The organism is Streptomyces sp. NPDC017936, from assembly GCF_044328485.1.
Taxonomy (GTDB): Bacteria; Actinomycetota; Actinomycetes; order Streptomycetales; family Streptomycetaceae; genus Streptomyces.
In genome coordinates this window covers 73,683-99,223 of the sequence record NZ_JBIRHK010000014.1, presented here as the reverse complement: position 1 = coordinate 99,223, position 25,541 = coordinate 73,683, and the positions used below count along the sequence as shown (strand labels likewise).

General features: G+C 75.2%; 25 protein-coding genes and 1 pseudogene. 11 read left to right on the top strand and 15 right to left on the bottom strand.

The window, feature by feature from the left end; translation table 11 throughout:
• Window positions 1-31: 31 nt before the first annotated feature.
• Window positions 32-523: an Lrp/AsnC family transcriptional regulator gene (locus ACH4F6_RS27245; protein ID WP_397962974.1), complete on the top strand. Its 492-nt coding sequence runs from the start codon at window positions 32-34 to the stop codon at window positions 521-523.
• A gap of 33 nt (window positions 524-556) precedes the next feature.
• Window positions 557-2,248, top strand: a complete 1,692-nt coding sequence (locus ACH4F6_RS27240) for a DUF885 domain-containing protein (protein WP_397962973.1) — start codon at window positions 557-559, stop codon at window positions 2,246-2,248.
• 34 nt (window positions 2,249-2,282) lie between these two features.
• Here the strand turns inward: ACH4F6_RS27240 and ACH4F6_RS27235 are convergent, their stop codons facing one another.
• The gene (locus tag ACH4F6_RS27235) at window positions 2,283-2,762 is read right to left on the bottom strand and encodes a rhodanese-like domain-containing protein (RefSeq protein WP_397962972.1); all 480 of its coding nucleotides are present in this window, start codon (window positions 2,760-2,762) and stop codon (window positions 2,283-2,285) included.
• Window positions 2,763-2,952: 190 nt separating this feature from the next.
• Here ACH4F6_RS27235 and ACH4F6_RS27230 point away from each other — a divergent pair, with 190 nt between their 5' ends.
• On the top strand, window positions 2,953-3,399 hold the full coding sequence (locus tag ACH4F6_RS27230) for an Lrp/AsnC family transcriptional regulator (protein WP_397962971.1): 447 nt from the start codon (window positions 2,953-2,955) through the stop codon (window positions 3,397-3,399).
• Window positions 3,400-3,407: 8 nt separating this feature from the next.
• Here ACH4F6_RS27230 and ACH4F6_RS27225 read toward each other — a convergent pair whose 3' ends face one another.
• The 5 genes from ACH4F6_RS27225 to ACH4F6_RS27205 all read right to left on the bottom strand — a co-directional run bounded on the left by ACH4F6_RS27225 (window position 3,408) and on the right by ACH4F6_RS27205 (window position 9,735).
• Window positions 3,408-6,401, bottom strand: a complete 2,994-nt coding sequence (locus ACH4F6_RS27225) for an AAA family ATPase (RefSeq protein WP_397962970.1) — start codon at window positions 6,399-6,401, stop codon at window positions 3,408-3,410.
• A complete protein-coding gene (locus ACH4F6_RS27220) occupies window positions 6,398-7,561 on the bottom strand; it encodes an exonuclease SbcCD subunit D (RefSeq protein ID WP_397962969.1) in 1,164 nt (387 codons plus the stop codon). Before ACH4F6_RS27220 ends, ACH4F6_RS27225 begins: the two co-directional genes overlap by 4 nt.
• Window positions 7,562-7,729: 168 nt before the next feature.
• The gene (locus ACH4F6_RS27215) at window positions 7,730-8,356 is read right to left on the bottom strand and encodes a YigZ family protein (RefSeq protein WP_397962968.1); all 627 of its coding nucleotides are present in this window, start codon (window positions 8,354-8,356) and stop codon (window positions 7,730-7,732) included.
• Between the two features lie 99 nt (window positions 8,357-8,455).
• On the bottom strand, window positions 8,456-8,995 hold the full coding sequence (locus ACH4F6_RS27210; protein ID WP_397962967.1) for a SixA phosphatase family protein: 540 nt from the start codon (window positions 8,993-8,995) through the stop codon (window positions 8,456-8,458).
• Window positions 8,992-9,735: a hypothetical protein gene (locus ACH4F6_RS27205; RefSeq protein ID WP_397962966.1), complete on the bottom strand. Its 744-nt coding sequence runs from the start codon at window positions 9,733-9,735 to the stop codon at window positions 8,992-8,994. Before ACH4F6_RS27205 ends, ACH4F6_RS27210 begins: the two co-directional genes overlap by 4 nt.
• Before the next feature lie 114 nt (window positions 9,736-9,849).
• On the opposite strand from ACH4F6_RS27205, the gene ACH4F6_RS27200 reads away from it, so the two are divergent.
• On the top strand, window positions 9,850-10,257 hold the full coding sequence (locus ACH4F6_RS27200) for a CoA-binding protein (RefSeq protein WP_397962965.1): 408 nt from the start codon (window positions 9,850-9,852) through the stop codon (window positions 10,255-10,257).
• A 114-nt stretch (window positions 10,258-10,371) separates the two neighbouring features.
• On the opposite strand, the gene ACH4F6_RS27195 is transcribed toward ACH4F6_RS27200, so the two are convergent.
• Window positions 10,372-10,731 carry an ArsR/SmtB family transcription factor gene (locus ACH4F6_RS27195; protein WP_397962964.1) on the bottom strand — a complete coding sequence of 120 codons (360 nt, stop codon included), beginning with the start codon at window positions 10,729-10,731 and terminating at the stop codon, window positions 10,372-10,374.
• A 62-nt stretch (window positions 10,732-10,793) separates the two neighbouring features.
• On the opposite strand from ACH4F6_RS27195, the gene ACH4F6_RS27190 reads away from it, so the two are divergent.
• Window positions 10,794-11,894 carry a cation diffusion facilitator family transporter gene (locus tag ACH4F6_RS27190; RefSeq protein WP_397962963.1) on the top strand — a complete coding sequence of 367 codons (1,101 nt, stop codon included), beginning with the start codon at window positions 10,794-10,796 and terminating at the stop codon, window positions 11,892-11,894.
• A gap of 6 nt (window positions 11,895-11,900) precedes the next feature.
• Here the strand turns inward: ACH4F6_RS27190 and ACH4F6_RS27185 are convergent, their stop codons facing one another.
• Entirely contained in the window at window positions 11,901-12,455 is a 555-nt protein-coding gene (locus ACH4F6_RS27185) for a YbaK/EbsC family protein (RefSeq protein ID WP_397962962.1), read from the bottom strand.
• Window positions 12,456-12,498: 43 nt separating this feature from the next.
• The gene (locus ACH4F6_RS27180; protein WP_397962961.1) at window positions 12,499-13,071 is read right to left on the bottom strand and encodes a helix-turn-helix domain-containing protein; all 573 of its coding nucleotides are present in this window, start codon (window positions 13,069-13,071) and stop codon (window positions 12,499-12,501) included.
• 493 nt (window positions 13,072-13,564) lie between these two features.
• On the opposite strand from ACH4F6_RS27180, the gene ACH4F6_RS27175 reads away from it, so the two are divergent.
• Window positions 13,565-14,515 carry a polyphosphate kinase 2 family protein gene (locus tag ACH4F6_RS27175; protein ID WP_397962960.1) on the top strand — a complete coding sequence of 317 codons (951 nt, stop codon included), beginning with the start codon at window positions 13,565-13,567 and terminating at the stop codon, window positions 14,513-14,515.
• An 82-nt stretch (window positions 14,516-14,597) separates the two neighbouring features.
• Here the strand turns inward: ACH4F6_RS27175 and ACH4F6_RS27170 are convergent, their stop codons facing one another.
• Window positions 14,598-15,359, bottom strand: coding sequence for an acyltransferase (locus ACH4F6_RS27170; RefSeq protein ID WP_397962959.1), 762 nt, complete (start codon window positions 15,357-15,359; stop codon window positions 14,598-14,600).
• A 109-nt stretch (window positions 15,360-15,468) separates the two neighbouring features.
• Between ACH4F6_RS27170 and ACH4F6_RS27165 the strand changes: the two genes are divergently transcribed.
• Window positions 15,469-15,996: a gamma carbonic anhydrase family protein gene (locus ACH4F6_RS27165; protein WP_397962958.1), complete on the top strand. Its 528-nt coding sequence runs from the start codon at window positions 15,469-15,471 to the stop codon at window positions 15,994-15,996.
• Between the two features lie 38 nt (window positions 15,997-16,034).
• Here ACH4F6_RS27165 and ACH4F6_RS27160 read toward each other — a convergent pair whose 3' ends face one another.
• Window positions 16,035-16,685, bottom strand: a complete 651-nt coding sequence (locus ACH4F6_RS27160) for a DedA family protein (RefSeq protein WP_397962957.1) — start codon at window positions 16,683-16,685, stop codon at window positions 16,035-16,037.
• A 669-nt stretch (window positions 16,686-17,354) separates the two neighbouring features.
• Window positions 17,355-18,566 carry a hypothetical protein gene (locus ACH4F6_RS27155; protein WP_397962956.1) on the bottom strand — a complete coding sequence of 404 codons (1,212 nt, stop codon included), beginning with the start codon at window positions 18,564-18,566 and terminating at the stop codon, window positions 17,355-17,357.
• A gap of 463 nt (window positions 18,567-19,029) precedes the next feature.
• Here ACH4F6_RS27155 and galU point away from each other — a divergent pair, with 463 nt between their 5' ends.
• Window positions 19,030-19,989: a UTP--glucose-1-phosphate uridylyltransferase GalU gene (galU, locus tag ACH4F6_RS27150; protein WP_397962955.1), complete on the top strand. Its 960-nt coding sequence runs from the start codon at window positions 19,030-19,032 to the stop codon at window positions 19,987-19,989.
• A gap of 170 nt (window positions 19,990-20,159) precedes the next feature.
• Here the strand turns inward: galU and ACH4F6_RS27145 are convergent, their stop codons facing one another.
• Window positions 20,160-20,597 carry a DUF4442 domain-containing protein gene (locus ACH4F6_RS27145; RefSeq protein ID WP_397963121.1) on the bottom strand — a complete coding sequence of 146 codons (438 nt, stop codon included), beginning with the start codon at window positions 20,595-20,597 and terminating at the stop codon, window positions 20,160-20,162.
• Window positions 20,598-20,683: 86 nt separating this feature from the next.
• Here ACH4F6_RS27145 and ACH4F6_RS27140 point away from each other — a divergent pair, with 86 nt between their 5' ends.
• From ACH4F6_RS27140 to ACH4F6_RS27130, 3 genes are all read left to right on the top strand, one after another.
• A complete protein-coding gene (locus ACH4F6_RS27140; protein WP_397962954.1) occupies window positions 20,684-20,929 on the top strand; it encodes a hypothetical protein in 246 nt (81 codons plus the stop codon).
• A gap of 66 nt (window positions 20,930-20,995) precedes the next feature.
• Window positions 20,996-22,012 carry a hypothetical protein gene (locus tag ACH4F6_RS27135; RefSeq protein ID WP_397962953.1) on the top strand — a complete coding sequence of 339 codons (1,017 nt, stop codon included), beginning with the start codon at window positions 20,996-20,998 and terminating at the stop codon, window positions 22,010-22,012.
• A 121-nt stretch (window positions 22,013-22,133) separates the two neighbouring features.
• Window positions 22,134-23,501 (top strand): MFS transporter, encoded by a 1,368-nt coding sequence (locus tag ACH4F6_RS27130; protein ID WP_397962952.1) that lies wholly within the window; start codon window positions 22,134-22,136, stop codon window positions 23,499-23,501.
• 78 nt (window positions 23,502-23,579) lie between these two features.
• Here ACH4F6_RS27130 and ACH4F6_RS27125 read toward each other — a convergent pair whose 3' ends face one another.
• Both ACH4F6_RS27125 and ACH4F6_RS27120 read right to left on the bottom strand, forming a co-directional pair.
• The gene (locus ACH4F6_RS27125) at window positions 23,580-24,371 is read right to left on the bottom strand and encodes a spermidine synthase (protein WP_397963120.1); all 792 of its coding nucleotides are present in this window, start codon (window positions 24,369-24,371) and stop codon (window positions 23,580-23,582) included.
• A 155-nt stretch (window positions 24,372-24,526) separates the two neighbouring features.
• Window positions 24,527-25,447, bottom strand: a pseudogene (locus ACH4F6_RS27120) (elongation factor Tu); the annotation flags it as partial.
• Window positions 25,448-25,541: the final 94 nt, after the last annotated feature.

Genomic DNA, 25,541 nt, shown 5'->3' with positions numbered 1-25,541 from the left:
AGGGGGCCGGTTCCCGTGTTACGTTCGGCCCATGGCCGAATCCGTCGTACTCGATCCGGTGGATCTCCAGCTGCTGCGGCTGCTGCAGAACGACGCCCGGACGACCTACCGCGACCTCGCCGCGCAGGTGGGGCTCGCGCCGTCGACCTGCCTGGACCGGGTGACGCGGCTGCGCCGGTCCGGCGTGATCCTCGGGCACCGGCTGCAACTCGATCCGGCCAAGTTGGGCCGGGGACTGCAAGCGCTGCTGTCGGTGCAGGTCAGGCCGCACCGGCGAGAGCTGGTGGGACCGTTCGTGGAGCGGATCCGGGCGCTGCCGGAAGCGCTGACCGTCTTCCACCTGACCGGGCCCGACGACTACCTCGTGCACGTCGCGGTCGCGGACATGGCCGATCTCCAGCGGCTGGTCCTCGACGAGTTCACGGCCCGGCGGGAGGTGGCCAGGGTCGAGACGCGGCTGATCTTCCAGCGGTGGGACTGCGGCCCGCTGCTGCCGCCGGCGCCTTCGGCGCAAACGCCGTGACGTGCGGCGCCGCCTCGTACGAGGATGGTGCCCATGTCGCAGACCAACAACCCGCTGCCCCGCGAGGTGGCCGACGCCTACGTCGACGACCTCATCGCCCTCGACCCGGTCACCGGTACCTACCTCGGCGTGCAGGAGAGTTCGAGCCGCCTGCCCGACTTCTCACCGGCGGGCCAGGAGGCGCTCGCCCGGCTCGCGCGGGACACCCTGGCGAAGCTGGACGAGGCGGAGCGGCGGCCCGGCGCGGACCGTGACGTCGAGCGCCGGTGCGGACGGCTGCTGCGCGAGCGGCTCACCGCCGAACTCGCCGTGCACGACGCGGAGGAGGGCCTGCGCGCCGTCGGCAACATGGGCACGCCGGCGCACCACGTGCGCGAGGTGTTCACCGTGACCCCGACGCGGACCGACGAGGACTGGGCGGCGATCGCCGAGCGGCTGCGCGCGGTGCCGGCGGCGCTGGCCGGCTACCGGGAGTCGCTGGCGCTGGGCCTGGAGCGCAAGCTGTACGCGGCTCCGCGCCCGACCTCCGTGTTCGTGGAGCAGCTCACCGAGTGGGCCGACACGGACGGCTCGGGCCGCGGCTGGTTCGAGGACTTCGCCGCCGACGGGCCCGAGCCCCGGCGCGCCGAACTGGACGAGTCGGCCCGGACGGCCACCGCGGCGGTCGTGGAACTGCGCGACTGGATGCGCGACGTGTACGCGCCGGCCGTCGAGGGCGCGCCGGAGGTCGTCGGCCGGGAACGCTACGCCCGCTGGTCGCGCTACTACAACGGCACCGACCTCGACCTGGACGAGGCGTACGCGTACGGCTGGTCCGAGTACCACCGGCTGCTCGCCGAGATGCGGCAGGAGGCGGAGAAGATCCTGCCGGGCGCCGGGACGCCGTGGGTGGCGCTCGCGCACCTCGACGCGCACGGCAAGCACATCGAGGGCGTGGACGAGGTCCGCGACTGGCTCCAGGGCCTGATGGACCAGGCGATCGACGCGCTGGACGGCACCCACTTCGAACTCGCCGAGCGGGTGCGGAGGGTGGAGTCGCGCATCGCCCCGCCCGGCAGCGCGGCGGCCCCGTACTACACGCCCCCGTCGGAGGACTTCTCGCGCCCCGGCCGCACCTGGCTGCCCACCATGGGACTGACCCGTTTCCCCGTCTACGACCTGGTCTCCACCTGGTACCACGAGGGCGTTCCCGGCCACCACCTCCAGCTGGCGCAGTGGGTGCACGTGGCCGAGGACCTGTCCCGCTACCAGGCCACGACCGGCATCGTGAGCGCCAACGCCGAGGGCTGGGCGCTGTACGCGGAGCGGCTGATGGACGAGCTCGGCTTCCTCACGGACGCCGAGCAGCGGCTCGGCTACCTGGACGCGCAGATGATGCGCGCGCTGCGGGTCATCGTCGACATCGGCATGCACCTGGAGCTGGAGATCCCCGCGGACTCGCCCTTCCACCCCGGTGAGCGCTGGACTCCCGGGCTGGCCGAGGAATTCTTCGGCGCGCACAGCAGCCGTCCCGCGGACTACGTCGAGAGCGAGCTGACCCGCTACCTGACCATCCCCGGCCAGGCCATCGGCTACAAGCTGGGCGAGCGGGCCTGGCTGCTGGGCCGTCAGAGGGCGCGCGAGCGGCACGGCGACGCCTTCGACCTCAAGGCCTGGCACATGGCGGCCCTCTCCCAGGGCTCCCTGGGCCTGGACGACCTGGTGGACGAGCTGGCGCGGCTCTGACCCGCGGGCCCGCGGCTGCTGCGGGGACGGTCCGTCAGCAGCCGCAGTCCTCCGCGCCGACGGGCGCGGTGAGCGGGTCGGCGTCGCGCCGCTCACGGCCCTGCCGGGTCTCGTACGCGAAGCCCTCGCGCGCCCAGTACTCGAAACCGCCGAGCATCTCCTTGACGCGGTAGCCGAGTTCGGCGAGCGCGAGGGCGGCGCGGGTGGCGCCGTTGCAGCCGGGGCCCCAGCAGTACGTCACGACCGGCACCGCCTTGTCGAGGAGCCGTTCGGCCTGTTCGGGGACGAGCGCGGTGGGCAGGTGGACCGCGCCGGGGATGTGGCCCCGGTCCCAGGACTCGGTGGAGCGGGAGTCCAGGACGACGAAGCCGGGGTCGTTGCCGGCCGCGAGCGCGGCGGCCACGTCGGAGACGTCCGCGTGGAAGGCGAGGGCGGCCCGGAAGTGGGCGGCGGCCTCGGCCGGGGCGGCGGGGGCGACGCGCAGGACGGGGTTGGCGGCGGTCGTGGCGGTCATGGCAGGGCCTCTCTGACGGGTTTCCGGGCCGGCACCGGCCTCGGGGCCGGACTGGTTCCGGGCCGGACGGGCCGACGGGGTCGGGATGGTTCCGATGACCGGAAATCTACGGTCGCCGATCCGCTTCCTGAAGGAGCGTTCCCCGGTCCGACGCTTGTCCGGCCGGGGATTTCCCTGCTATTCCTCGGGCATGACCGCGTATTCCCCGGACGCCACCGACTGGCGCATCCTCGAGGTCCTCCAGCGCGACGGGCGGGCCAGCTACGCCGACCTGGCGCGGGCCGTGTCGATGTCGGCGAGCGCCGTCACCGAGCGGGTGCGCCGGCTGGAGGAGGCGGGCGTCATCCAGGGGTACGCGGCCGTCGTGGACCCGGACCGGCTCGGGCTGCCGATCCTCGCGTTCGTCCGGCTGCGCTACCCCCACGGCAACTACAAGCCGTTCCACGACCTGGTGGCCGTCACCCCGGAGGTCCTGGAGGCGCACCACGTCACCGGCGACGACTGCTTCGTCATCAAGGTCGCCGCCCGTTCGATGCGGCACCTGGAGGAGGTGACGGGCAGGATCGGCGCGCTGGGGTCGGTGACGACCAGCGTCGTCTACTCCTCGCCGCTCCCCCGGCGCCCGCTCGGCCGCTGAGCCGCCGGTCAGGCGCCGGTGCGCAGGCGCACCGCCGAGCCTCCCCGGCCCTTGACGACCTCCAGCTGCGCGTGGATCCGCCGCCGCAGGTCGGCCACGTGGCTGACGATGCCGACGCTGCGGTCGCGTTCGCGCAGGGAGTCCAGGACGTCGAGGACCTCGTCCAGGGTCTGGTCGTCGAGGCTGCCGAACCCCTCGTCGATGAAGAGCGTGTCCAGCCGGACCCCGCCCGCCTCGTCGGTGACGACGTCGGCGAGGCCCAGGGCGAGCGCGAGCGAGGCGAAGAAGGTCTCGCCGCCCGACAGCGTGGACGTGTCCCGCTCGCGTCCGGTCCAGGCGTCGACGACGTGCAGACCGAGCCCGCTGCGGCCGCGCCCGGTCCGGTCGTCGGAGTGGACGAGGGTGTAGCGGCCGGAGGACATGCGCCGGAGGCGCACGGTCGCGGCGGCGGCCACCTGCTCCAGGCGGGCCGCCAGGACGTACGACTCCAGGCGCATCTTGCGTTCGTTGTCCGCCGAGGTGCCGGCGGCGAGGCCGGCCAGGCGGGCCACCCGGTCGTACTCCTCGCGCAGCGGCGCGAGCCGCCGCACGCCGTCGGCGGCGCGCGCGGAGAGACGGTCGAGTTCGGCGCACCGGCGGGCGGCCGCGTCCTGGACGGAGGCGGCCCGGCGCAGCCGTTCCGCGGCCTCGGCGGCGGTCCGTTCGGCCGTGGTGAGGTCGGCGGGGGGCCGCCGGGCCGCGGCCACGGTCTCCGGCTCGGCGAGCACGGCCCGCACGGCGGCCTCCTCGGACTGCCGGTCGTCCAGGAGCCGTTGCAGCTCGCGGTGGGCCGTGGCGTCGAGCATCGCGTCGGCGGCGGCCCGCGGGGTCTCGAAGCCGGCCCGGAAGGCGGCCTCGTCGAGCCGTCCGTCGGCGGCCTTGAGGCGTTCGGCGCCGTCCTCGGCGGCGCGGGCGGCGTCGGCGGCCTCGGTGAGCCGGGCGGCCAGCCGTTCCAGTTGCGCGGCCCGCGCGGCCACGCTCCGCGCGGTGCCGCGCGCCCGGGTCAGTTCCTCCTCCAGCGCGGCCCGTTCGCGTTCCAGCCGCTCGCGGTGGCCGACCCGGGACGCGGCGCGCACCGCGGCGTCCCGCTGGGCGGCCGTGCGCCGCTCGTGCTCCTGCTCGGCCCGGCGCAGCTCCTCGCGCGCGGGGTGCAGCGCGGAGGCCTCCCGGCGGGCGTGCGCGTACTCCCGCTCCAGGGCGTCGGCCTCGGCGGCGAGCCGGTCGGCCGGGGCGTCGCCCGCCTCGGCGGTGGCGGCGGCGAGCGCCTCCCGGGCGGCGCCGAGGGCGCGCTCGGCGTCCGCCCGCTCCCGCTCGGCGCGCTGGTAGGCGGCGAGGGCCCGTTCCTCCGTCTCGCGGTCGACGTGCCCGGCGTCCTTGCGCGCGGGGGCGGGGTGGTCGGTGGCGCCGCAGACGGCACAGGGCTCGCCGTCCTCCAGCGTGGCGGCCAGTTCGGCGGCGATGCCGTCGAGCCGCTGTTCCTTGAGGTCGAGCCAGTGCGCGCGGGCCCCGAGCGCCTCCTCGCCCGCGGCGAGGGCCTTCCGCCGGGCCTCGCCGGTGTCGCGGGCCAGCCGGTCGCGCTGCCGGGCGGCCGTCAGCCGTCGCTGGGCGGGCTCACGCCGGCCGTCCAGCTGTTCGGCGCGGGTGGCGGCCTCCTGGGCGGACTCGATACGGGTGTGGAGGGACGCGCGGGTCGTCTCCCAGTCCGCGAGCCAGCCCTCGGTGTCCGCGAGCACCTCCTCGTCGGCGCGCTCCTGCCGGTCCAGGTCGGCGCGCTCGGCGAGCAGCTCGGCCAGCCGCCGCTCACCGCGGCGGGCCGACTCCAGCTCGCCCAGCTCCTGCGCCGTCCGGCGTGCGGCGGCGGCGAGCCCGGCGGCCGAGGCGTCCGCGAACCGCTCCGGCAGCAGCGCACGCGCGCGTGCCTCGGCCGCGGCCGCTCCGCGGTGCTCGGCGTCGGCGGCCTCGCGCAGCTCGAGCGCCGGCGCCACCGTCTCCGCCTTGCGCGCCCGCTCCATCCGTGCCCGCGCCTCCCGGTGCTCCTCGGCCCGCTCCTCGAGCCGGGCGGCCCCCTCCCGCGCCTCGGCGAACCGCCGCTGCAGCCGCGCCAGCTCCCGTGCGTCGGCGAGGGCGCGCTCGGCGGCGGCCTGGGCGGACTCGGCGGCGAGGCGGCCGCACTCGGCGACCGCCAGCTGTTCGCGGGCGGTGCTGCGGGCGACGGCGGCGGCGGTCAGCACGGCGTCGGCGAGGCCCGGCTCGCCCGGGGCCAGCTCGGGAAGCTCCATGGCGTCCCCGGCGGCCTGCTGCATGCGGTGGGCGTCGGCGACGAGGTCGGCGTCGCCCTCCCGCACGCGTGCCTCGGCCGTACGCCGTCGCTCCGCGAGCCGCTTCTCGACCTCGGCGAAGCGGCGGGTGTCGAAGAGGCGGCCGAGCAGCCGGCCGCGCGCCTCGGCGTCGGCACGCAGGAAACGGGCGAAGTCGCCCTGGGGCAACAGCACGACCTGGCAGAACTGTTCGCGGCTCATGCCGAGGAGCTGGGTGATCTCCTCGCCGATCTCCTGGTGGGAGCGGCTGAGGTCCTTCCAGGTGCCGGCGACGGGGTCGTACTCGCGCAGCCGGCTCTGCGCCTTGTCGACCGTCGTTCCGGCACCGCGCTTCTTCGGGCGCTCCCAGGGCGGTTGCCGGGTGATCTCCAGCCGGCGTCCGGCGACGGTGAGGTCGAGGGTGACCTCGGTGCGGGTGCCGGGAGCGGCGTGGTCGCTGCGCAGGGTCAGTCCCTGGGCGGTCTGCCGGGCGCCCGGGACCGCCCCGTACAGCGCGTAGCACACCGCGTCCAGGACGGACGTCTTGCCCGCTCCCGTCGGCCCGTGCAGCAGGAAGAGGCCCGCGGCGGACAGCTCGTCGAAGTCGACGCTCTGGGAGCCGCCGAAGGGGCCGAAGGCGGTGATGCCGAGCCGGTGCAGCCTCATCGGGCCACCTCCCGGACGACGTCGTCCGCGCGCACCGCGTCGAAGGCGTCCCGCAGCACGGACCGTTCCCGCCCGTCGGGGCCCGCGCCGCGCACATGGGCCACGAAGTCCTCGGCGATCTGCTGGTCGCTGCGGCCGGCCAGGCGCCGGGCGTACGAGACGTCGGGGTCGTCCGGCGCGCGCTCGGGGTCGAAGACGAGGCTCAGGGTGTGCGGGAAGCGCTCGGCGAGCCGGGCCATGGGCTCGGCCGGGCGCACGGCGTCGGTGAGCGTCGCCTCGACCCACGCCTGCTCGTGCCGCGCCAGCCCGGGGTCGGCCAGCAGTTCCTCCAGGGTGCCGCGGACGCGGGCCAGCGGCCGCGGCACCGGGCAGTCGATCCGCTCGGCGGTGAGCGCGCCGTCGGCCCCGAGGTCGACCAGCCACATGGTCTTGCGGTGCTCGGCCTCCGAGAAGGAGTACGGCAGCGGGGAGCCGGAGTAGCGCACGCGCTCGGTGACGGTCTGGCAGCCGTGCAGGTGCCCCAGTGCCACGTAGTCGACGCCGTCGAAGACGCCGGCGGGGACGGAGGCGACTCCGCCGACGGTGATGTCCCGCTCGCTGTCGCTCGGTTCGCCGCCGGTGACGAAGGCATGGGCGAGGACGACGGAACGCGTCCCCGGCGCGCGGGTGGCGAGGTCGGCGCGGACGCGGTCCATGGCGGCGGCGAGCACCGCCTCGTGGCCCGCCTTCTCCACGAGGAACTCGTCCTTCACCAGGGCGGGTTCGAGGTAGGGCAGGCCGTAGAGGGCGACGTCGCCGTGGGGGTCGGCGAGCAGCACGGGCGTCCCGGCGGCCGACGGGTCGGTCCGCAGGTGGATGCCGGCGCGTCCGATCAGCCCGGCGCCCACGCCGAGCCGGCGCGCGGAGTCGTGGTTGCCGGAGATCATCACCGTCGGCACGCCCAGCTCGGCGAGCCGGTGCAGGGCGTCGTCGAACAGCTCGACGGCGGCGAGCGGCGGGACCGCCCGGTCGTACACGTCTCCCGACACGACCACGGCGTCCACCTCGCGCTCGCGCACGGTGGTGACGAGGTGGCCGATGAACTCGGCCTGGGCGCCGAGCATGCTCACCCGGTGGAACGCCCGGCCGAGATGCCAGTCGGAAGTGTGCAGGAGCCTCATGATCCCCGAGACTAACGGCCGGATCCGGCCTCACGGGCGGTTACTTCCGCATCACCCGGCCGGAATCGGCGCATCCGGGACGCATTGCCGCGATTTCGCCGACAAATCGGTCGGCATCCGATGTGCACGCGTTTCTCAGCTCCTCCTGCGGCGCCCGCCCGGCGAGGCCTACGCGTCCCCGTACGCCTCCCCGCCGAGCTCGAAGCCCGCCGTGCCGGCCGTCGCGTCCGCGAGCCAGGCGCGGAAGGCGTCCACGTCGGCGTCGGGCAGCCCGATCTCGATCGTGACCGCCTCCCCGTAGCGCACGTCCCGCACCTCGCGGCCGGTGGAGCGCAGGTCGTTCTGCACCTTGCCGGCGCGCTGGTGGTCGACGGTCACGGTGGCCAGGCGGAAGCGGCGGCGCGTGATCGTGCCGAGGGCGTCGAGGGCCTCGCCGACCGCACCGCCGTAGGCGCGGATGAGTCCGCCCGCGCCGAGCTTGACGCCGCCGTAGTACCGGGTGACGACGGCCACGACGTAACGCATGTCACGGCGCAGCAGCATCTGGAGCATCGGCACGCCCGCGGTGCCGCCCGGTTCGCCGTCGTCGCTGGCCTTCTGGACCGCCGCGTCGGCGCCGACGACGTAGGCCCAGCAGTTGTGGGTGGCGTCGGCGTGCTCCTTGCGGACGGCCGCGACGAAGTCCTGGGCCTCCTGCTCGGTGGCCGCCGGGGCGAGGGCGCACAGGAAGCGCGAGCGGTTGACCTCGGTCTCGTGCACGCCCGCGTGGGCGACCGTGCGGTACTCGTCCTGCATCCGGCCAGCCTATGCGGTGGCGCCGGCGGCGCGGGCCGCGCGTGCGCGGGGAGCGACGCCCGGCGGTCCGCGGCCGTCGGCCGGGGCCCGGCGGCCGGCTCAGCGGGCCCCTCTCGGTACGAGCACCGCCGTCAGCAGGGCCGCGCCCGCAGCCAGGTCCCGCCAGGCCGGCCCGTACCAGCCGAGCACCGCGATCGCGGACGTCGGGAACTTCACCCGCACCCGGTCCAGGGTGTCGTCGAGCCCGTCCCCGGCCAGGTGGAGGACGAGGTCCCGCAGTCCGGGGTTGTGCGCGACCAGCAGCAGCGTCTCCACCTCGGCGGGCGTCTCCCGCACGACCTCCAGCAGCTCGTCCGCGTCGGCCGCGTACAGCCGGGGCTCGTACCGCACCGGTGGCGGAGTGCCCCACTGGGCGGAGGCCAGCTCCCAGGTCCGGCGGGCCCGCACGGCGGTGGAGCACAGCGCGAGGTCCGGCAGGCAGTCCGCCTCGGCGAGCGCCCGTCCCGCCGCGGGCGCGTCCCGGCCGCCGCGCGCGGCCAGCGGCCGCTCGTGATCGGCGACCCCTTCCGGCCGGGCCGACTTGGCGTGCCGCAGCACCACCAGCCGGCGCAACGGCCCCGCCCCGCCCCGGGCGGTCACGCCGGGGCCCCCAGGTCGCGGGTGAGGTCGAGGGCGAGGAGACGGTCGGCGTAGGCGTACGTCTCGAAGCGGGCGCCGTCCGGGAGCTCGGGACCGGCCTGCTCGACCGAGCGGAGCACCCGCAGCACTTCCGGTACGTCCAAGTCGTCCTCCCAGGCGCCGCGGAGCCGGTCACGCACCTCGTCGGGGACGGGCCGCGAGGGCCGTCGTGCCCAGTCGGCGACGGCACGACGCCAGCGTACGAGGGTGCCGTGCGCCGCGCGCAGCGCGTCCTCGTCGAGCGGGACGGGGTGGCGGTGGTGCCGGGAGAGCAGGGCGAGGCGGAGGGTGACGGGGTCGGTGTCCGACCGTGCGGGCGCGTCGGGGTGCGCGGGGAGGACGGGCGCCACCGCCACCCGGACCCCCTCGGGGGCCCCGGCGCCCTCGGCCACCACGTGCAGGGCCCGGCCACGGCCGGTCCCGGCGGGGAGGTCCCGGCCGTCCTCGAGGGGACGGATGCCGAGGGCCGCCCCGGCGGCCCGCAGTTCCGCCCGCGCCGCCGGCCCGCCCTCCCCGGCGAGCAGGGCCAGGACGGGCGTGCCGTCGAGCTCCAGCGCGCGGATCAGCAGGTCGGCGACGAGGAGGACACGGAGCGCGCCGTCGCCGTCGCCCGGCGCGTGGGCCTCGACGCGGGTCAGGCCGTGGCGGACGGGGGCGGCGGCGACGGGCTCGCCGGTTCGGGCGTCGATGATGCGCAGCACGGGGCGAGCGTAGGCGGACGCGGGGCCGTGCGCAGTCCGACGGCACGGAATCAGCGGCGCCCGTACGCTGTTGAGCAGATCACCGTCCTTCCCGTCCGTCAGAGGAGGCCGCCGGTGCACGGCGACGAGGCAACGATCCGCACGATCCTCACCGAGCTCGGCGACACCTGGGCGGTGGTGGGCCTGTCGACGAACACCGGCCGCGCGGCGTACGGCGTCGCCGAGGTGCTCCGGCGCTACGGCAAGCGGGTCGTGCCCGTCCACCCCAAGGCGGAGACGGTGCACGGTGAGCAGGGCTACGCCTCCCTCGCGGACATCCCCTTCGAGGTGGACGTCGTCGACGTGTTCGTGAACAGCGACCTCGCGGGAGCCGTCGCGGACGAGGCGGTCGCCAAGGGCGCCAAGGCGGTGTGGTTCCAGCTGGGCGTCGTCGACGAGGCCGCCTACGAGCGCACGCGCGCCGCCGGCCTGGAGATGGTGATGGACCGCTGCCCGGCGATCGAGATCCCCCGCCTGCGCTGACGGGCGGGCGGCACCGGCCCCCCTCCCGGCGCGGTCGGCGCCGGCCCCCGGCGCGGGCGGCTCCGGTCCCCGAGGCGGGCGGTACCGACCGCGGCGACGGGGCGGGGACCCGGCTCAGTCGTGCAGCGGCTGGTCGCCCAGCCGGTGGTCGGCCACGTTCAGCGCCTCGTCGACCAGGCGGCGCAGGTGGCCGTCGCGCAGCGCGTAGACCACCCGCCGCCCTTCCTTGCGGGTGGTCACCAGCCCGGCGAGCCGCAGCCGCGCCAGGTGCTGGCTGACGGCCGGCCGGGCCGCCCCGCACACCTCCGTCAGGGTCGTCACGTCCGCCTCGCCGGACGTCAGGGCGTGCAGCAGCGTCAGGCGGGTGCGGTCACCCAGCAGGGCGAGCAGTTCGGCGGCGAGGGCGAACTGCTCCTCGCCCGGGCTGCGCGGGTGCGCATGGTGTGCAGATGACAGGTGCATGCGTGCGCTCATACGCACATAATGGTCCGGCGGGCGGGCACACGTCCACCTCCGCCCGCCGGAAGGGGATCGACGTGAGCGAGCGACACGACCACGGGCACGACCACCTCCACGGGCACGAGCACCCCCACGGCCACGACGACCGGCACGGGCACGACGGGCACGAGCACCCGCACGCTCCCCCCTCCTCCGGTCTCCGTCACCGTCTGTCCCACCTCCTCACCCCCCATTCCCACGAGACCGCCGACAAGCTGGACCGGGCCCTGGAGTCCTCGGCCCGGGGCCTGCGCGCGCTGTGGGTCTCGCTGGCGGTGCTCGGCGCGACGGCGGTGGCGCAGGCGGTCGTCGTCGTGGCCTCCGGCTCGGTGGCGCTGCTCGGCGACACGGTGCACAACGCGGCGGACGCGCTGACCGCCGTGCCGCTGGGGATCGCCTTCGTGCTGGGACGGCGGGCGGCCGATCGCCGCTTCACCTACGGCTACGGGCGGGCGGAGGACCTGGCGGGCCTCGCGATCGTGCTGACCGTCGCCGCGTCGGCGGCCTTCGCCGGCTGGACGGCCGTCGACCGGCTGCTCGACCCGCGGCCCGTCGAGCACGTGCCCGCGGTCGCGCTGGCCGCGCTGGTCGGCTTCGCGGGCAACGAGTGGGTGGCCCGCTACCGCATCCGCGTCGGCCGGGCCATCGGCTCGGCCGCCCTGGTCGCGGACGGGCTGCACGCGCGCACCGACGGCTTCACGTCCCTCGCCGTGCTCCTCGGCGCCGGCGGGGCGGCGCTGGGATGGCAATGGGCCGACCCGGCCGTCGGGCTGGCGATCACCGCGGCGATCGTGCTGGTGCTGCGGGACGCGGCGCGCGAGGTGTTCCGGCGGGTGATGGACGCCGTCGACCCGGCGCTGGTGGACCGGGCCGAACGGGCGCTGCGGGACGTCGCGGGCGTGCGCGAGGTGGGCGAGCTGCGGCTGCGCTGGATCGGGCACCGGCTGCGCGCGGAGGTCGCGGTGGTGGTGGACGGCGAGGTGACGGTGCGTCAGGCGCACGTGATCGCCGTCGACGCCGAGCACGCCCTGCTGCACGCCGTGCCCCGGCTGACGGCCGCGCTGGTCCACGCCGACCCGGCGCCGGTCCCCGGCGAGGCCGACCCCCATCTGGCGCTGGCGCACCACACGAGGGCGTGAGGCCCGTCAGACGCCGAGCGCCTCCAGCACCACCGCGCCGGGCAGTTCGGCGAACGCCTTGCCCGGCACCAGCAGCTTGCCGCGCCGACGGCCGCTGCCCACCAGGACGTACGGCAGGTCGACGACGCGGGAGTCCACCAGCACCGGCCAGGCGGCGGGGAGCCCGATCGGGGTGATGCCGCCGTACTCCATGCCGGTCTCCCCGACCGCCGTGTCCATCGCGGCGAACGACGCCTTGCGGGCGCCCAGTTGACGGCGGACGACGCCGTTCACGTCGACCCGGGTGGTGGAGAGGACGACACATGCGGCGAGGGTCGTCTCCCCGCCCCGCTTGCCGGCCACGACGACGCAGTTCGCGGACTGCTCCAGCAGTTCCCGCCCGTAGTGCTCGACGAACACCGCGGTGTCGGCCCACTGCGGGTCGGTGTCGACGTGGACGATCTGGTCGGCCGGCACGCTGCCGCTCCAGTTGCGTACGGCGTCGGCGACCGGGCGGGTGAGCTCGTCGAGGCAGTCGGGGGCGGGGGCGGCGGTGTCGAAGTGTCCGATGGGTGCGCGCATGGCCGCACGCTAACAAGCTCCCGGTGTGCGTGACGCGGGCGTCTCAGGGAACGGGCGGCACCGAGACGGCCATCACCATCCGCATCGGCACGTCACCGCGGTTGCCGTAGACGTGCGGGACGCCGGCCTCGAAGGACGCGCTCGCGCCGGTGGGGATCAGGTGGTCCTCGCCGTCCACGGTGAGCGTCAGCTCGCCCGCGGTGACGTGGACGAGTTCGAAGGTGCCGCCGGGGTGGGGTTCGGAGGGACTGCTCTCGCCCGGCATCAGCCGCCAGTCCCACATCTCCAGCGGGCCGGGGGCCTCGGCGCCGGCGAGGAGCCGGTTGTAGCTGCCGGCTTCGGTGTGCCACAGCCGTACCGCCTTCTCGGCCGGGACGATGCGGACCCTCGGGCCCCGTTCGTAGTCGAGGAGCGTGGTGACGCTGACGCCGAGCGCGTCGCCGATCTTGACGACCGTGCCGATGCTCGGGTTGGTGCGGGCCTGCTCGATCTGGATGAGCATCCCGCGGCTGACGCCGGACCGTGCGGCGAGCACGTCCAGGGTGAAGCCGCGCACCGAGCGCCAGTGCTTGACGTTGCGCGCCAGGGACTGGGTCAGGAGTTCGAGGTCCGACACGTTCCGTCCACTTCCGGAGTCCAGTTTTCCGCATGTCGGGGTTCACTTGCCTGCACTACGGTGGGGTGCACCCGATCGTGCACCGAACTGTACTGCGGGGGCCCCGCCCCAGCACTCCTCGCCCTGGCCGCCGGCCCGCGGGTGTCCGGGCGGGCCGCCCGCCTGAGGAGCGATCTTGGGCGCCGGGCCGCAGAATGAGGCCTGGGAGGTCGCTTCCGAGCCGCCCACCCGCCCCGGCGTCGCGAGGTCCGGAAGTCCTCCCGCGGCGCCGTCCCGGCCCCCGCGGAGACCGGTGCCGAACCGCCTCCGACCGGCCGCGCGGGTCCGGCACGGGTGACCGCCCCCGGCGCCGCCGGCGAGAGGAGCCGGGCCCGCGCCTTCCGCGGCCCCGGGCGAGCGCGCCTTCCCCGTACCGCCGCAGAGGGCGCCGTGACCCCGGCGGCCGCCGGGAGCGCGCCGCCGTCGCCGTGCCCCGGAAAGAAGGTGGTCGTCCATGGCTGACCGCAGGGCCGAACGCATCGCCCGGCTCATCGAACCGCTGCGCGTGGAGCCGGGGTCCCGGGTGGACCTGGGCCGGGACTTCGACCCCCGCTACAAGGCCGACCTCAAGAAGAAGGACGGCGTCGAACTGCTGCGCGCCGGAGTGGCCCTGCTCGCCGAGTACCAGGAGCGGCTCGCCGCCCAGGACACCTACGGCGTGCTGCTCTGCCTCCAGGCCCTCGACGCGGGCGGCAAGGACGGGACGATCCGGCACGTGATGAGCGGGGTGAACCCGCAGGGGGTGAAGGTCAGCAGCTTCAAGGTGCCCTCCGCCGAGGAACTCGACCACGACTACCTGTGGCGCTACGCCCGCCGGCTGCCCGCCCGCGGCGACATCGCGATCTTCAACCGCTCGCACTACGAGGAGGTCCTCGTCGTACGGGTCCACCCCGAGGTCCTCGACCGGCAGCGGCTGCCCGAAGGCGTACGGACGGCGAAGATCTGGAAGCAGCGCTACCGGCAGATCAACGGCTGGGAACGCTATCTGACGGAGAACGGGTTCCGGGTCGTCAAGGTCTTCCTGAACCTCTCCGAGGAGGAGCAGCGCGTCCGCTTCATGAAGCGGATCGACGTGCCGGAGAAGAACTGGAAGTTCTCGGCGGCCGACGTCCGCGAGCGGCGGCACTGGGACGACTACCAGGTCGCCTTCTCCGAGATGCTGTCCGCCACCAGCACCCGGTGGGCTCCCTGGTACGTCGTCCCGGCGGACCGGAAGTGGTTCGCGCGCATCTGCACGGCGGCCGTGCTCGCCCACACGCTGATCGACATCGACCCCCGGTACCCCACGGTCCCGGAGGACGCCAGGAGGGACCTGCTCGCCGCCAAGCGGGAGCTGGAGGACGAAGCACCCGAGGGCGCCCCCGAGGACCCGTACGCGGCCCGGCACGGGCAGGCCGACGGTTAGCGCGGTGACCGCGTCGGGGACGACGGGCCGGACCCGGTCCCCGCGACGCGCCGGGCGGGAACACCGGTCCCGCGGGGACGGCTCACGCCTCGTCGAGCTGCGACAGCTTCGTCACCGTCTCGTCGTCCAGCTCCGACAGGGCGACCAGCTGGTCCGGCGTGACCCCGTCGGGGATCGGCACCGGCGCCGGGGTGCGCAGCGGCGGCTGCCAGCCCTCTGTGGGCGTCCAGCGCCGTACGACCCGGGCGGGCGCGCCGGCCACGACGGCGTGGTCGGGCACGGTGCCGCGCACCACGGCGCCGGCCGCCACGACGACGTTCCGCCCGATCCGCGCTCCCGGCAGGATCACCGCCCCGGTGCCGACCCAGCAGCCCGGGCCGATCTCCACGGGCTCCATCCGGGGCCACTGCTTGCCGATGGGCTCGTGCGGATCGTCGTAGGAGTGGTTCGTGGACGTCACGTACACGTACGGCCCGAAGTAGCAGTCGCTGCCGATGGTGACCGTCGTGTCGGCGATGACGTGGCTGCCCCGGCCCAGGACGACGCCGTCCCCGATGCGCAGGATCGGGTCGGGGCCGAGGTCCAGGTCCGGCATCAGGCCCGCGGTGAGGGTGACCTGCTCGCCGACGATGCAGTGGGAGCCGAGGTGGATCCAGGGTTCGCCGAAGACCGTGCCCAGCGGGAAGGCGAGCCGGGTCGCCGGACCGATCGAGCCGAAGCGGAGGCGACCGGGCTGCTCGGCGGTGACGGAGCCGGTGCGCTGCACCCAGGCCCAGCCCGCGTGGACGGCCCGCTGCGCGAGGCGGCGCCGCCATGATGAGAACGTGTTCTTGCGCTTCGGCACCCGCACACGGTACTCAGCGCACCCCCGGGCCAGGACGCCGCGGCCCTGTGATCTTCACCCCACCGGGTGGCGTACGGTGCCTGTGCGGCACGGACGACGAGGAGACGAGATGACGCACAGGGCACTGGTCACGGGCATCGGCGGCAGGGACCCGAAGATCCACGAGGAGGCCTTCGTGGCGCCCAACTCCTCCGTGATCGGGGACGTGACCCTGGCGGCGGGCGCGAGCGTCTGGTACGGCGCCGTGGTCCGCGGCGACGTCGAGCGGATCTCCGTCGGCGCCCGGAGCAACATCCAGGACAACTGCACGCTCCACGCCGACCCCGGTTTCCCCGTCAGCATCGGCGAGCGGGTCTCCGTCGGGCACAACGCGGTCGTGCACGGGGCGACCGTGGGGGACGACTGCCTGATCGGCATGGGCGCGACCGTGCTGAACGGCGCCGTGATCGGGGCGGGTTCCCTGGTCGCGGCGCAGGCGTTGGTTCCGCAGGGCATGGAGGTGCCGCCGGGTTCGCTGGTGGCGGGGGTGCCGGCGAAGGTCAAGCGCGAGCTGACCGCCGAGGAGCGGCAGGGCGTCACGCTGAACGGGACGCTCTACGCGGACCTGGCCAAGGCCCACCGGGAGGTCCACGGCTAGGCGGGAGGTGCGGGGCCGGGGCGGACGGCCCTCGTCGGCTACTCCGCCGCGGGCACCGTCTCCGGGTCGGCCTCCCGCACGACGCCCTCCATCTTCCTGGCCTTGCGCTTGAGCACCAGCATCGACGTGAGGCCGATGAGGACGGCCGCCACCAGTCCCAGCCAGGAGAAGCGCTTCAGCCAGGACTCGGCGACCACGCCCACGTAGTAGATGACGGCCGTGGTACCGCCCGCCCAGAGGATTCCGCCGAGGACGTTGGCGATGAGGAACTTCCAGTACGGCATGTGCAGCACCCCGGCGAGGGGGCCCGCGAAGATGCGCAGCAGGGCGATGAAACGGCCGAAGAAGACGGCCCACATGCCCCACTTCTCGAAGGACCGCTCCGCCGTGGCGATGTGCCCCTCGCTGAAGTGCCGGGGGAACTTCTTGCCGAGCCAGGCCAGCAGCGGGCGTCCGCCCTTGCGGCCGATGGCGTAGCCGATGGAGTCGCCCACCACCGCGCCGACGGTGGCGCAGGTGCCGAGGATCAGCGGGTTGATCTCGCCGTGCTGGGAGGCGAGCAGCGCCGAGGAGACCAGGATGATCTCGCCCGGCAGGGGGATGCCCAGGCTCTCCAGTCCGATGACCAGGCCCACCATCGCGTAGATGCTGACCGCGGGTACGGCCTCGAGCCACTCCTGGACGTGCACCGCAGGTTCCTCCCGATCGGCTTCGCTGTTCCCGGCTCATCCCGGTACGACCGGCGCGCCGCGAGCGGGCGCACGCCGGGAAGCCTACCGGGTCGGCCGGAGCCACCGGCTCGGGACGGTGACGCGGGGACCTGATCCGGCCGCGGGGGCGGCGGGGCCCGGCATCCCGCCGCCGGCGCGGCAGGAGCCTCGACCGGCGCGGGTGCGGCGGGGCTCGGGGCCCGGCCGCGGGTGCGGGTGCGGGTGCGGGTGCGGGTGCGGGTGCGGCGGGAAGCCGCGCGCGGTCCGGCCGGTGAGGCCGCGCACCGGGGCCGGGCAGTCAGGCCGTGCGCCGGGGCCGGTCGGTGAGGCCGTGCGCCGGGTCCGGCCGGTGAGGCCGTGCGCCGGGGCCGGGTCGGTGAGGCCGTGCGCCGGGGCCGGGTCGGTCAAGCCCTGCACCCGGCCGGGGCGGTCAAGCCATGCGCGCGACCGGGGCGGTCAGGAGGTGTGGCCGGTGCGGGGCGCGGTTCGATGCGCCGCGGACGCGGAACCGCGCTCCCCGTCGAGGCCGGCCGGCGAGGTGATCGCGGCGGGAGGCAGGCCGGCGGGCCGCGGCCCGTCCGCACGACGCGCGCCCCGGCCCGGAACCCGGCCGGGCCGGTGACCCGGCGGCGGCCGGGCGGCGGCCGGTCACCGGCCGAACGCCGTAGCCGCTCCCGTCGGCGTGCGCCGCGTCCCGCGCCCACTGCCGTGGGCCGCCTCGCCGGGGCGGGCCGAGGAGGAATCGGAGCCGACGCGGGCGTCCGGGGTGCTCCGGTCGGCACCGGCGCCGCCGGCGGACGCCCCCCACGTGGTCACGGGAGCGGGGAGGAAATCGTTGCCCTCCGCCCGGCTCCGGACGACGAGCACCGTCGCGAGCAGGGCCAGGGAGGTCAGGCCGACACCGACGAGGAAGGCCTTGGAGCGCCGCCCCGGCAGGTCGAGCGGACCGGCCGGCGCCGTGCGGTGCCGCCCGTCGTGATCGGCCGGACGGCGGGCCGCGGCCCGGTCCGGAGCCGCGGAGGAGCCGCCGCCGGCGCGGCCGGGGCGCGCGTCGAGGTAACGGCGGGCGCCCCAGCCGAGGACGGCCTCGGCGAGCAGGGCGCCCAACGCGCCGTCGAAACGTGCGAGTTGTTCGGCGGCGTGCCGGCAGTGACGGCAGTGCGCGAAATGCCGCCGGACATCGGGCAGCAGGGCCGCGCCGTGGCACAGGGGGACGTCGAGCAGGCGGCTGTGCCGACGGCATTCGCTCGTCGGCGCGAGTTCCCGGTGGGCGCGCACGCAGCCCGTCCGGAACTGCTCGCGGGCCCGTTCCAGACCGGCCGCCGCGGTGGCGTCGTCCACGCCCAGCAGACCGGCCGGTACGGCGATCGGCTCGGCCTCCACCTCGGTGTGCCACAACAGGCATTGCGACGCGGCCGGCAGGGACCGGAACGCGCGCTCGGCGAGCCGTCGTCGGGCGGGCGTCCCGGAAGGCGCCGCCCGCAGTCCGCGGCCGCCGACGGTCTTGCCCAGTTCGGGCAGGACGGCCACGGCCCCCTCCGATCCGGCCCAGGCGCGGACCGTGTCGCGCACGGCGACGAGGAGCCGGGGGCGCAGGGCACCGCCGGCACGCCCGTGCTCCGGCCGCCCCAACACCGTGTGGAACGCGGCGGCGGCCACGAGCCGCCCCGAGTCCTCGGATCCGGCGAGGCAGACCGTGGCGTAGTCGTGCGCCGCCCGCCAGTGCCGGTCGAACAGCAGGGTGACCGCGCGGGCGTGGTCGTCCGTGCCGAGCCGGGCGGTGAGGTCGCCGTCGGACTCCCCCGAGGTCCGTCCGGGACGGGGCGGGTGAGGGGGGTGCGGAGGATCCGGGGACTGCACGGAACCATTTCCTTTCCAGTCGTCGAAGGCACACGGAATACGCCTTCGCCGGAAAGCAGTGCCTGAATTGACCCGGTGCGGCGCGCGGTGCGCGCTTCTGGTCTGACCAGGTACGTTTCCCGGTCGACCGGGCCGCGGGGAGGCTCACCTTCGCACACGTGCCTCACAGGAAACAAGAAGTGTGAATGACCTCGGTGCGCACCGAAAGGCCTTTCCGATAAGTTACCGCCGGTATCCGTACCGGCACGCGAAGAACGGCGCGGAGTGCCCGTCAATTCCTTCGCCGCTTATGGCGGATGACGCACGGAACCCTCGACTCCGGGCCTTTCGCGGCCGGATCCGACGCGCTCCCGTCCCTTCCGCCCCGAAGGTCCCGCTCCGGCCTCGTGCCGACCCCGGTCCCACAGGAATCTCCGAGGTGATTCCCGAGGTCCTCCCATCCTCCTGGTCCAGCATGACCGCCATGAGCGCCCCCGACTCCTCCCCCGTCGCCCCGTCCGCGCCCGCCGGTCCCGCCGTCCGCAAGGCGGTCGTCCCCGCGGCCGGACTCGGCACCCGCTTCCTGCCCGCGACGAAGGCGACCCCGAAGGAGATGCTCCCGGTCGTCGACAAGCCCGCCATCCAGTACGTCGTCGAGGAGGCCGCCGCGGCCGGCCTGGACGACGTCCTGATGGTCACCGGCCGCCACAAGCGGGCCATCGAGGACCACTTCGACCACGCCTTCGAGCTGGAGCAGGCCCTCGCCGCCAAGGGGGACACCGTGCGGCTGGACGCGGTGCGCGATCCGTCCCGGCTGGCCGACATCCACCACATCCGGCAGGGCGATCCCCTGGGTCTCGGCCACGCGGTGCTGTGCGCCCGTCACCACGTCGGCGACCAGCCGTTCGCCGTCCTCCTCGGCGACGACCTCATCGACCCGCGCGAGACGCTGCTCAGCAGGATGCTGGAGGTCCGCGACCGGTACGCCGGCAGCGTGGTCGCGCTGATGGAGGTCCCGCCGGAGCAGGTCCACCTCTACGGGTGCGCGGCCGTCGCCCCCTCCGGCGAGGACGGCGTCGTACGCGTCACCGGCCTCGTCGAGAAGCCCGCCCGCGAGGACGCGCCGAGCCGCTACGCCGTCATCGGCCGCTACGTCCTGGACCCGGCCGTCTTCGACGTCCTGGAGCGCACCGCGCCCGGCCGCGGCGGGGAGATCCAGCTCACCGACGCCCTGCAGGAGTTGGCCGCGTCCGGCACGGTCCACGGCGTGGTCTTCTCCGGCCGCCGCTACGACACCGGCGACAAGGCCGACTACCTGCGCACGGTGGTCCGCCTGGCCTGCGACCGACCCGACCTGGGGCCCGAGTTCGTGGCCTGGCTCAAGGAGTTCGTGGCCGGACTGGAGGACGGCGAACGAGCGGAGCGCACGCCCCTGGCGGCCTGACGGCGGAACCGTCGCGGCGGGGCGTCGCGGGGGCACCCCGACGCCGTACGCCCGCCCGGTCCCGGCCCCGCACCCGCACCCGCACCCGCACCCGCACCCGGGGCCCTTGCCACCCGGCCGTCACCGACGCGCCGGCGCCCGGCTCGCCCGGCCGGGCGCCCGCACGCGGCTCAGCCGCCCGGACGCAGGGTCCACACCACGGTCATCTCGCCGGTGACGGCGCCGTCGCCGCGGCGGATCTCGATCGCCACCGGGAACTCGGGGCGCTCGCCCGCGTCGAGCTCGGCGACGACCTCGGCGGCCGGGCGGCCGAGGGTCGCGGTGGCGGTGACGGCGCCCATCGCGAGTTTCCGGTACGCGATCTCGGCGCTGACGGCGAGCGGAACGGCCCGCGAGAGCTGGTCGCCGAACGCGGCGAGGACGATCGCGCCGCTGGCGGACTCGCCGAGCGTGAACATCGCCCCGGCGTGCGGACCGCCCACGTGGTTGTGGAAGTCGCCCTGGTCCGGCAGGACCACCACGGCCTTGTCCGGTCCGGTCTCGAGGAACTCGAGGTTCAGGGTCCGGGCCATGGGCACCGTGGCGGCGAGCATCTCGCCGATGGACATCTGGTCTGCGCTCATGACCGTGAGGTTACCCGTGAGTAGCCAACGGTCGCCAGAGCCGGGTCGTGATCGCCGTGTGCGCACCGCCCGTGCGGCCAGGAGAGCACCCGCCGGCCGGCGGGCCTGGCGCGGCCGGATCCGTACCGGCGGCCCGGCTGTCGGCGGCCGGGTGCGACTCCGGCGGCAGGGCGACCGCGTTCGCCTTCAGGACGTCCGACGGCGACCTGGCCTCCTGGCCGTTCTCGGCGCCGAGGGGGGCCGCCGGGGAGGTCCCGGACGCCACGATCCGCGACGTCATGGGCACCGTACGCGCCCTGACGCCCTCCGCGTCCTGATTCGGTACCGCCCTGACAAGGGGCGGTGACCGAACCGTGTCCTGGGCGGCACTAGGGTTTCTGGCCATGTGGCCAGGACAGCAGCCGCCCGGGGGAGAGCAGAACCCGCAGGCGCAGAACAATCCGTACCAGCAGCCGGGATACCAGCAGCCCAATCCCTACCAGCAACCCGGCTACCAGCAGCCCAACCCGTACGCGCCGACGGCGCAGTGGCCGGCCCCGGCGCCCGCGGGCCCGCCGCAGAACGGCGGCCCGGGCGGCGGCAACCGCACGAGACTCGTCGCGATCGTGGCGGCCGTCGCCGTCGTGGTGGCCGCCGGTGTCACCGGGTTCCTGGTGCTCGGCGGCGACGACGAGGAGCCCGAGGCCACCGGAAAGGGCAGCAAGAGCCCCACCGCGTCCGCCGCGCCGAGCGACACGGCCTCGTCGTCGGCCGGCACGGACGACAATCCGCGGGCCACCGAGACGCTGCAGCCGACCGTCGCGGGCTGGAAGGTCGTCGTGAACCCCAAGCGGGGTGTCGCCTTCGACGTGCCGGCCGACTGGGAGGTGCAGTCGCCGACCCTCAGCCAGGGCTTCGAGTGGGAGGACAAGGAACAGCCCGACGGCTACGACGCGATCATCCAGTCGGGCACCGCCGAGTACAAGTCCAAGTGGTGCACCGAGGACGACGACAAGGACGGCAAGACCAGCGACACCGCGCTCGCCACCGTGGGCACCAAGGGCGCCGAAGGGGCCAAGAGCACCGACGAGATCGCGGTCAACACCCCGGCCTGGTGGGTGTTCGGCGGCTACACCGAGCCGGACAAGAAGAGCCTCAGCTTCGACGAGAAGGCCACCGCCTACACCACCGCCTCGGGCATCAAGGGCAGTTACGCCTGGGCCCAGTCGACGAACACGCCCCAGAAGGGCAAGTGCGCCAGCGACGGCAAGGCGATCACGTTCGGCTTCAAGAACTCCAAGGGCGACTACGTGTCCTGGAACCTCTACACGGCCAAGGGCGTCAAGGACGAACTGCCGAACGCGACCATCATGAAGATCCTCAGCACCGTGCGCCTGCACGGCGAGCCGACGGAGGGCTGACGCCCGCGAGCCGGAAGGCCGGCGTCCACGCGGACGCCGGCCGGTGTCCGCGCGCGGGAGCGGCCGGACACGGCTGGTGACCGGCTTGGCAGATCGGCGTCCGGGCAGGGATAGTCGGCCGGTGACCACAGCCGCCGACCCCCGCTCCCGCCTGCGCAGACCCCTCTGGGCGGGCCGCAACTACAGCCTGCTGACCGCCGCCGCGTTCATCACGAGCCTCGGCAGTCAGGGGGCGCTCATCGCCGCCGCGTTCGCCGTCATCGAGACGGGGGGCGACGGCGGTGACGTGGGTCTCGTGGCCGCGGCCCGCACGCTGCCGCTGGTGCTCTTCCTGCTGATCGGCGGCGCGGTCGCCGACCGGCTGCCCCGGCACCGGGTGATGGTCGCGGCCAACGCCCTCAACTGCCTCTCCCAGGCGGCGTTCGCCGCGCTCGTCCTGGCCGGCGAGCCGCGGCTGTGGCAGATGATGCTGCTGACCGCGCTGGGCGGCACCGGCCAGGCGTTCTTCAGCCCCGCCGCCGAGGGCATGCTGATGTCCTCCGTCGAGGGCGAGCAGGCCGGCCGGGCGTTCGCGGTGTTCCGGATGGCGATGCAGGGCGCGGGCCTCGGCGGCGCGGCCCTCGGCGGCGCGATGGTCGCCGTGGTCGGACCGGGCTGGGTCCTCGCCGCGGACGCCGCCGCGTTCGCGCTCGCCGGGGCGCTGCGCGCCTTCCTCGACGTGAGCCACATACCCGCCCGCGGGCGGGGCGGCGGCGTGCTCGCCGATCTGCGGGAGGGCTGGCGGGAGGTCAGCGGCCGCCCGTGGCTGTGGGGCATCGTGCTCCAGTTCTCGATCGCGAACGCCGTCGTCGCGGCCGCCGACGCGGTCTACGGTCCCCTCGTCGCCCGGGACCACCTGGGCGGGCCGGGGCCCTGGGGCCTCGCCCTCGGCTTCTTCGGCGCCGGCACGGTCGCCGGTGCGGTCGTGATGACCCGCTGGAAGCCCCGCCGCCTGCTCTTCGCGGGCACCCTGTGCGTCTTCCCGCTGGCCCTGCCGTCCGCCGCGCTCGCCGTGCCCGTACCGGTCGGCGTCCTGTGCGCGGTGATGTTCCTGACGGGCGTCACCCTGGAGGTCTTCGGCGTCTCCTGGATGACCGCCCTCCACCAGGAGATCCCCGAGGACAAACTCTCCCGCGTCTCGGCCTACGACTGGTTCGGTTCGGTCGCCATGGTCCCCCTGGCGACGGCCCTGGCGGGCCCCGCGGAGTCGGCCTTCGGCCGCACGGCCGCGCTCTGGGGCTGCGCCGCCCTCGTCGTCCTCGTCACGGCGGCGGTCCTGTGCGTACCCGAGGTACGCGGTCTGACCCGCCGCACCAGGGTGACCCGGCGGGGACCGGCGGACGGCGCCGCGGACGAACCGGAGGAGGACGCGGGACGCGAGGACACGGCGGGGGCGGAGGCGGGACGCGAGGACATGGCGGGAGCGGAGACGGGACCCGGCCGGCGCTGAAGGGGCACGCCGTCCCGCCGGGCCCGCCGCGCCCCGTTCGGGCACCTCCCCCCGGGCGCCCCGGGGCCCGCTCCGGGTTCAGCCGATGCCGAACGCCCCGCCGGGCGGCTGCGGTGACGGGACGGCGTCCTCGTCCTGTACCGGTCGGGCGTCGCCGACGAAGCCCCTCAGGCCGGTTCCGTGGTCGACGCGGGCCGGGAAGGCGTCGGAGGCGGTGAGGCGGGCCAGGGCGGCGACGTCGACGGGGCGGTGGGCGGCGACGAGGACGACGTTGCCGAAGCGGCGGCCGCGCAGCACCGCCGGCTCGGCGATGAGGACGATCTCCTCGAACACCGCCGCGAAAGTGGCGAGTTGGGAACGCAGGAAGGCGAACGGCGCCGCGTCGGCGAGGTTCGCCAGGTAGACGCCGTCGGCGCGCAGGACGCGCCCGGCCTCGCGGGCGTAGGCGAGGGACGTCAGGTGGGCGGGGACCCGGGAGCCGCCGAAGACGTCGGCGACGAGGACGTCGGCGGAGCCGGACGGGGCCGCCTCCAGCCAGTCCCGTGCGTCGGCCGCGTGCAGGGTGACGCCGGCGCCGGACGGGAGCGGCAGGTGTTCGGCCACCAGCTCCAGCAGGCCGCGGTCGGCCTCGACGACGTCCTGCCGGGAGCCGGGCCGGGTCGCCGCCAGGTACCGGGGCAGGGTGAGCGCCCCGCCGCCGAGGTGCAGCACGTCCAGCGGCCGCCCCGGATCGGCCACGGTGTCCAGGACGTGTCCGAGCCGCCGCGCGTACTCGAACTCCAGGTGGGTGGGCTCGTCCAGGTCGACGTACGACTGCGGCGCGCCGTCGACCGTCAGCAGCCACGCCCGCTCCCGGTCGACGTCGGGCATCAGCTTGGCGGTGCCGTGGTCGACGGCTCGGGTGACGGGTATGGGCTCGTCGTTCACCGTCCCATTGTGCCGGGGCGGGACGGCCGCGACGGGCGCGGGGAACCGCGCGGCCGGCCTCCGCCGGCCCGCGCGGCCCCCACGCGCCACGGCCGTCCTCACCCGACGGCGGTCACGGTCCCCGCCCCCACGGTCCGGCCGCCCTCACGGACGGCGAACCCGAGCCCCGGCTCCAGCGGCACCTCACGCCCCAGTTCCACGGTCACGGCCACCGTGTCCCCGGGCCGTGCGACGGCGGCCTCGCCCAGGTCGACGGCCCCGACCACGTCCGCCGTCCGGATGTAGAACTGCGGCCGGTAACCGGTGGCGACGGGCGTCGAGCGTCCGCCCTCTTCCGCCGACAGCACGTACACCTGTGCCGAGAACCGCCGCCGGGGCACCACGCTTCCCGGCGCGGCCACCACGTGGCCCCGCCGGACGGCGTCCCGCGGCACCCCGCGCAGCAGCAGCGCCACGTTGTCCCCGGCCTGCGCCTCCTCCATCGGCTTGCCGAACGTCTCCAGGCCGGTGACCACGGTGTCCACGCCGGCGCCGAGCACCTCGACGCGGTCGCCGACCCGTACCGTGCCCCGCTCGACCGCGCCGGTGACGACGGTGCCCCGGCCGGTGATGGTGAGCACGTTCTCCACGGGCAGCAGGAACGGCGCGTCCACGTACCGCTCGGGCATCGGCACGTACGTGTCGACCGCGTCGAGCAGCGCCTCGACGGACGCCGTCCAGCGCGGGTCGCCCTCCAGGGCCTTCAGCCCCGAGACCCGTACGACGGGAGCGGCGTCGCCGCCGTAGCCGTGCGCGGTGAGCAGTTCGCGGACCTCCAGTTCGACGAGGTCGGCGAGCACGGCGTCCTCGCCGTCGTCGACGGCGTCGGCCTTGTTGAGCGCGACCACGATGTGGTCGACGCCCACCTGCCGGGCGAGCAGCACGTGTTCGGCCGTCTGCGGCATGATCCCGTCGAGCGCGGAGACGACGAGGATCGCCCCGTCGAGCTGGGCGGCGCCGGTGACCATGTTCTTGACGTACGTAGTTTGCGCACCCTGGCATGAGCGTATCGTCGCAGGTGACAGACATGCAAAAGCCCCGCCCAGGAAGTCGGCGGGGCTCCATGCTTGCTGC

Bases quoted from the DNA above. Each gene is read 5' to 3' on its own strand.
- ACH4F6_RS27145 (WP_397963121.1), bottom strand. From the start codon at position 20,597: ATGTCCATCGGCGAGATGCTCGCCGCCACGGTGCCCATGGCCCGGACC.
- ACH4F6_RS27195 (WP_397962964.1), bottom strand. From the start codon at position 10,731: ATGAGCGCACGCATGCACCTGTCATCTGCACACCATGCGCACCCGCGC.
- galU (WP_397962955.1), top strand. From the start codon at position 19,030: ATGAGCGCCCCCGACTCCTCCCCCGTCGCCCCGTCCGCGCCCGCCGGT.
- ACH4F6_RS27240 (WP_397962973.1), top strand. From the start codon at position 557: ATGTCGCAGACCAACAACCCGCTGCCCCGCGAGGTGGCCGACGCCTAC.
- ACH4F6_RS27230 (WP_397962971.1), top strand. From the start codon at position 2,953: ATGACCGCGTATTCCCCGGACGCCACCGACTGGCGCATCCTCGAGGTC.
- ACH4F6_RS27235 (WP_397962972.1), bottom strand. From the start codon at position 2,762: ATGACCGCCACGACCGCCGCCAACCCCGTCCTGCGCGTCGCCCCCGCC.
- ACH4F6_RS27165 (WP_397962958.1), top strand. From the start codon at position 15,469: ATGACGCACAGGGCACTGGTCACGGGCATCGGCGGCAGGGACCCGAAG.
- ACH4F6_RS27215 (WP_397962968.1), bottom strand. From the start codon at position 8,356: ATGCAGGACGAGTACCGCACGGTCGCCCACGCGGGCGTGCACGAGACC.
- ACH4F6_RS27175 (WP_397962960.1), top strand. From the start codon at position 13,565: ATGGCTGACCGCAGGGCCGAACGCATCGCCCGGCTCATCGAACCGCTG.
- ACH4F6_RS27135 (WP_397962953.1), top strand. From the start codon at position 20,996: ATGTGGCCAGGACAGCAGCCGCCCGGGGGAGAGCAGAACCCGCAGGCG.
- ACH4F6_RS27225 (WP_397962970.1), bottom strand. From the start codon at position 6,401: ATGAGGCTGCACCGGCTCGGCATCACCGCCTTCGGCCCCTTCGGCGGC.
- ACH4F6_RS27220 (WP_397962969.1), bottom strand. From the start codon at position 7,561: ATGAGGCTCCTGCACACTTCCGACTGGCATCTCGGCCGGGCGTTCCAC.
- ACH4F6_RS27125 (WP_397963120.1), bottom strand. From the start codon at position 24,371: ATGCCCGACGTCGACCGGGAGCGGGCGTGGCTGCTGACGGTCGACGGC.
- ACH4F6_RS27245 (WP_397962974.1), top strand. From the start codon at position 32: ATGGCCGAATCCGTCGTACTCGATCCGGTGGATCTCCAGCTGCTGCGG.
- ACH4F6_RS27185 (WP_397962962.1), bottom strand. From the start codon at position 12,455: ATGCGCGCACCCATCGGACACTTCGACACCGCCGCCCCCGCCCCCGAC.